General features: G+C 34.6%; 5 protein-coding genes. 1 reads left to right on the top strand and 4 read right to left on the bottom strand.

Annotation, left to right across the window (positions count from 1 at the left end; all coding sequences use genetic code 11):
- Nucleotides 1-198: 198 nt before the first annotated feature.
- Together V7149_RS23460 and V7149_RS23455 are read right to left on the bottom strand one after the other, a co-directional pair.
- Entirely contained in the window at nucleotides 199-360 is a 162-nt protein-coding gene (locus V7149_RS23460) for a DUF3934 domain-containing protein (protein ID WP_335347991.1), read from the bottom strand.
- 448 nt (nucleotides 361-808) lie between these two features.
- Nucleotides 809-1,009, bottom strand: coding sequence for a cold-shock protein (locus tag V7149_RS23455; RefSeq protein WP_335347990.1), 201 nt, complete (start codon nucleotides 1,007-1,009; stop codon nucleotides 809-811).
- A gap of 532 nt (nucleotides 1,010-1,541) precedes the next feature.
- On the opposite strand from V7149_RS23455, the gene V7149_RS23450 reads away from it, so the two are divergent.
- Nucleotides 1,542-2,009 carry a DUF3291 domain-containing protein gene (locus V7149_RS23450; protein WP_335347989.1) on the top strand — a complete coding sequence of 156 codons (468 nt, stop codon included), beginning with the start codon at nucleotides 1,542-1,544 and terminating at the stop codon, nucleotides 2,007-2,009.
- Nucleotides 2,010-2,394: 385 nt separating this feature from the next.
- Here V7149_RS23450 and V7149_RS23445 read toward each other — a convergent pair whose 3' ends face one another.
- Entirely contained in the window at nucleotides 2,395-3,060 is a 666-nt protein-coding gene (locus V7149_RS23445) for a C40 family peptidase (protein WP_335347988.1), read from the bottom strand.
- 215 nt (nucleotides 3,061-3,275) lie between these two features.
- Nucleotides 3,276-3,536 carry a hypothetical protein gene (locus V7149_RS23440; protein ID WP_335347987.1) on the bottom strand — a complete coding sequence of 87 codons (261 nt, stop codon included), beginning with the start codon at nucleotides 3,534-3,536 and terminating at the stop codon, nucleotides 3,276-3,278.
- Nucleotides 3,537-3,691 lie beyond the last annotated feature (155 nt).

Genomic DNA, 3,691 nt, shown 5'->3' with positions numbered 1-3,691 from the left:
TTTTTAAAAGAGCGATTTCACATTAAAAGAACCGTTTATTTTTAAGAAAAACCTAGAAAAGTAAATTGTTACTTATATTAAACTGACCTTACCCAGCATAAAAAGAAAAAAGCGAACTCCTATAAAGGAGCTCGCACACGTTGGGTAAATAAATAATTGTATTTATTTCAGCATTCGCTATATTTCGGATAACTTAGTTTAACTTTTGCTCGTGGGGTCATTTTCAACATTTGTTTTTTTTGTACCTTTACTAACATAAGGTTTTGCACTCTTTTTTTTGTTTGCACTAGCTTGCCAACGATTCCAACCCTTCTTGTCTGTTCCTCTCCCAGTTCCACCTTTTCCTTTAGCTTTACTCATAAAATCACTCCATAATTATTCTAGGTTAAGTTACCTATCTGGTTAGTTTTGGTCATTTTACTCGGTTATTAACCAAGCATATTGCAATAAATAACATCCTTCCAGTCACTTTTTCTGTATATTCTTCCTCCATTAATGGCCCTTAACACAACGAAAGAGCGTAATTCTTGCTACAGAATCGCACCCATTTGTTGAATATTATTGCTTAATCCAACATAAGCACTCGTTTGAATAACCCAAAAAGGGTTGGTAATTTAGCCCTCTCTACAAAAGGATAATAAAATTGTTAATTTAAATGTAGGAGAATTTGTGATTATGTGATACACTTTGTTTACCATTTGATTTACTGTTTTATATGTGCCCTACTCATTCGTGAGTGGGGTTCTTTGCTTATAAGATAAATAAAAAACAGACTCTATAAAGAGCCTGCTTGAGTTTGGTTTTATTATTAAGCTTTACGCACGTTAGCTGCTTGAGCTCCACGTTGACCTTGCTCAACATCGAAAGTCACAGCTTGACCTTCTTCTAAAGTTTTGAAACCTTCGCCTTGAATAGCTGAGAAATGTACGAATACGTCTTCTCCACCTTCATGCTCGATGAATCCGAAGCCTTTTTCGCTGTTAAACCATTTTACTTTACCATTTTCCATTTATGTTGCCTCCTAGTGTGAAAAACACACATTGTGTTACTATCCTTGCTCTCAGTGATCATCAAGACGAAAAGTTTTACTAAAACTATCCTTTACACCGAACAAAAATAATTCATATTTAGATTAACATTTTTCACAAGTATTTGCAAGAAGACATGCAAGCTACTATTTTACAACTCATAAATTTACACAACTGGTTTTGCATTCTTTTGTTGTTCTTATTCAGGTAGAGCGCTCTTTAATGGAATAACTAGGATTTGGACTCAATACTAGAATCATTTTGATAACAACCCAACCTGGTAGTATAAAAGGACTTTGTCCTACAAATTTTCTAAGTTCTTTATAATTATCCATTTTTGCAACTCATTTTTTAAATCTGGTGTTTAAAAAGAGTATTTTTCTACTAAATAAAGGTTCAACAAAGAAAAGCATCTGATCTACCACCACAATTAATAGTTATATAGTTCAACTAGGAATTAGTCCAGTCATTCTAGAATATATGTAGGTAAATAGTGTAATTGGAGGGGTAATTTTGGCTTTTGTTGCGATTTATACAGTTGGTAGGTTAAAACATCCAAATGAACATCCTGCCTCTCGTAAGTTTTTTGAAGTCGGAAATGAAATAATTCGACAGGCTGCTAAAACTGGGCATCTAATAAAGGAATTTTCACCTAATAGAGTACTTTTCCCTGAGAAAGCAATTAAAGGAGAGGGTTCCCCCATTCTCACACTAACAGTATGGAAAAGCCTTCAATGTTTATATCGTTTTACCTATTCAGGTCAACATAAGCAAGCTTTACGGGACAGGAACAAGTGGTTTGGACCTCTTCAAGAGAGACAACCTAATTATGTGGTGTGGTGGACGGAGAAGGTAACGGATGTTTCATGGAAGGAGGCTTTCAAGAGATACGACTTTTATATTCAACATGGAACAGATCCTTTTGCATTTGACTTTAAGCACGCATTTGATGAATTTGGGGAGACGATCTTGCTTAAATAGCTGGGGTCAATTCTCCTGCTCTGTATAGGAAGCGGAGCATCTCCTTATTGAACAAATCAGTTTAAGTGCATTTCTTCAAAATCTCACATGAATATCCCGTTTTTTTAAGAGTCTTATTCCATTAAATGTCCCGATTGTGGAGGAAAAATACGAAAAGCAAAATGGATTCTAAATTATATTTCTAATACAGCCGTTACTTCAATTATTTTTAAGTTCATTTTCTAAATCCTTAAGGAGAACATCTATATTTACAACTGTAGTATCTTCAGCCTAGCTCTTTTATTTATCGGGGCATAGGCTGTTATTGGATGGGGTTGTAAATGGCAAAGAAAATATATACAAAAAAGACAGGGGAAAACCGCCTGTCTTTGTTTGCTGGTGTAGTTTAAGGAAGCAAACTAGGTATAACTCTTTTTGCCCCATAATAAGCCTCTTTATAATAGCTTCCATTCATGTCACTAACAACAACGTCTAATTTGTGGTTCGCCATATGAAGTAATTTATTATCTCCAATATAAATTCCTACATGTTCAATTAGTCCGTTATGGTTACCGTCAAAGAAAACTAAATCCCCACGTTTTAGGTTTTTCCTTTCAACGGGTGTTCCCATTTCATACATATCATCTTCATTTGCTGTACCTAAGTCAATTCCGTTTTGTTTGAAAATATAATCAAGGAACGAAGCACAACGGAATTTAAGGGAGGCATAGTCTACTTTACCTAGATCAGAGTATTCAGCCTTTCCTATTAAGGATAAACCTGTATTGATAATCTTGTTCGTAATGACTTCTTCTTGGTTCGCTGTTTTCTCAGGCATTAACCTAATAACAGAACCCACTTGCATATTCATTGGGTCAACTGTTGGGTTAAGTTCCATTAGTTTCTTATAATCCAGTCCGTAACGCTTTGCAATGAGCGAAAAAGAATCTCCTTTGTATACTTTGTAAGATTCGAACGGCGGTTCTTTAAACATAGTCATTGCATTGGCTGGAACTGTTGCACCTCCTAGCACTCCCAAAGCTACTACACTAGCAATGATACTCTTTTTCATTTCAAAACCTCCAGTGTGGTATATTTTTAGGTCTCATGAAGCACTCTATTATATTAAGGTATATAAAACTGTAATTCTACTGGTAATTATATCTACACAAATCTTTTTTTTAAAAATACCCTTGCATCAAATTGACGGAACCACCAATGAGAAAACATCACCAATTCTTGTTCATCATGAATATCAAATGTGTATCCATCTTCTTCTCTCATTTCTTAATAAGTGTCGATCATTTCCTGTAATCCATAATCAGTATCTTTAAATGTAAAAGATCCACAATCAATATACAGCGATTCAACCTTATACCCAATTCGGTCTAAAAGGTTATGTTGAAGCAGTTTATCTTCCTTTTCATTTCTCCGCATAGCAAAGGTAGCTAGGATATGTGGTGGTATTGCGACCTTTAAACATTTAATCTCGTCATCCAGATATGATGTTGAGAAAAGCATTTTTTCATCATTAAAAAAATTGGTCAAATTTTTATTTCCCCCAGTATGATATAAAAAAAGACAGGGTGGGTTATCCATCCTGTCTTAACATAATTACTCTTTAGTTATCTAAGTTTAAATAAATCAATGTTCCCCTAAATGGTTACATGGTTATTTGAAATGGGATTAAACAGGTCCACCGG

Origin of the sequence: Bacillus sp. JJ1503, from assembly GCF_036965125.1 — a bacterium.
Classification (GTDB): Bacteria; Bacillota; Bacilli; order Bacillales; family Cytobacillaceae; genus Cytobacillus.
Note: the sequence above shows the minus strand (reverse complement) of the source record. Positions and strands in the feature narration are given on the sequence as shown.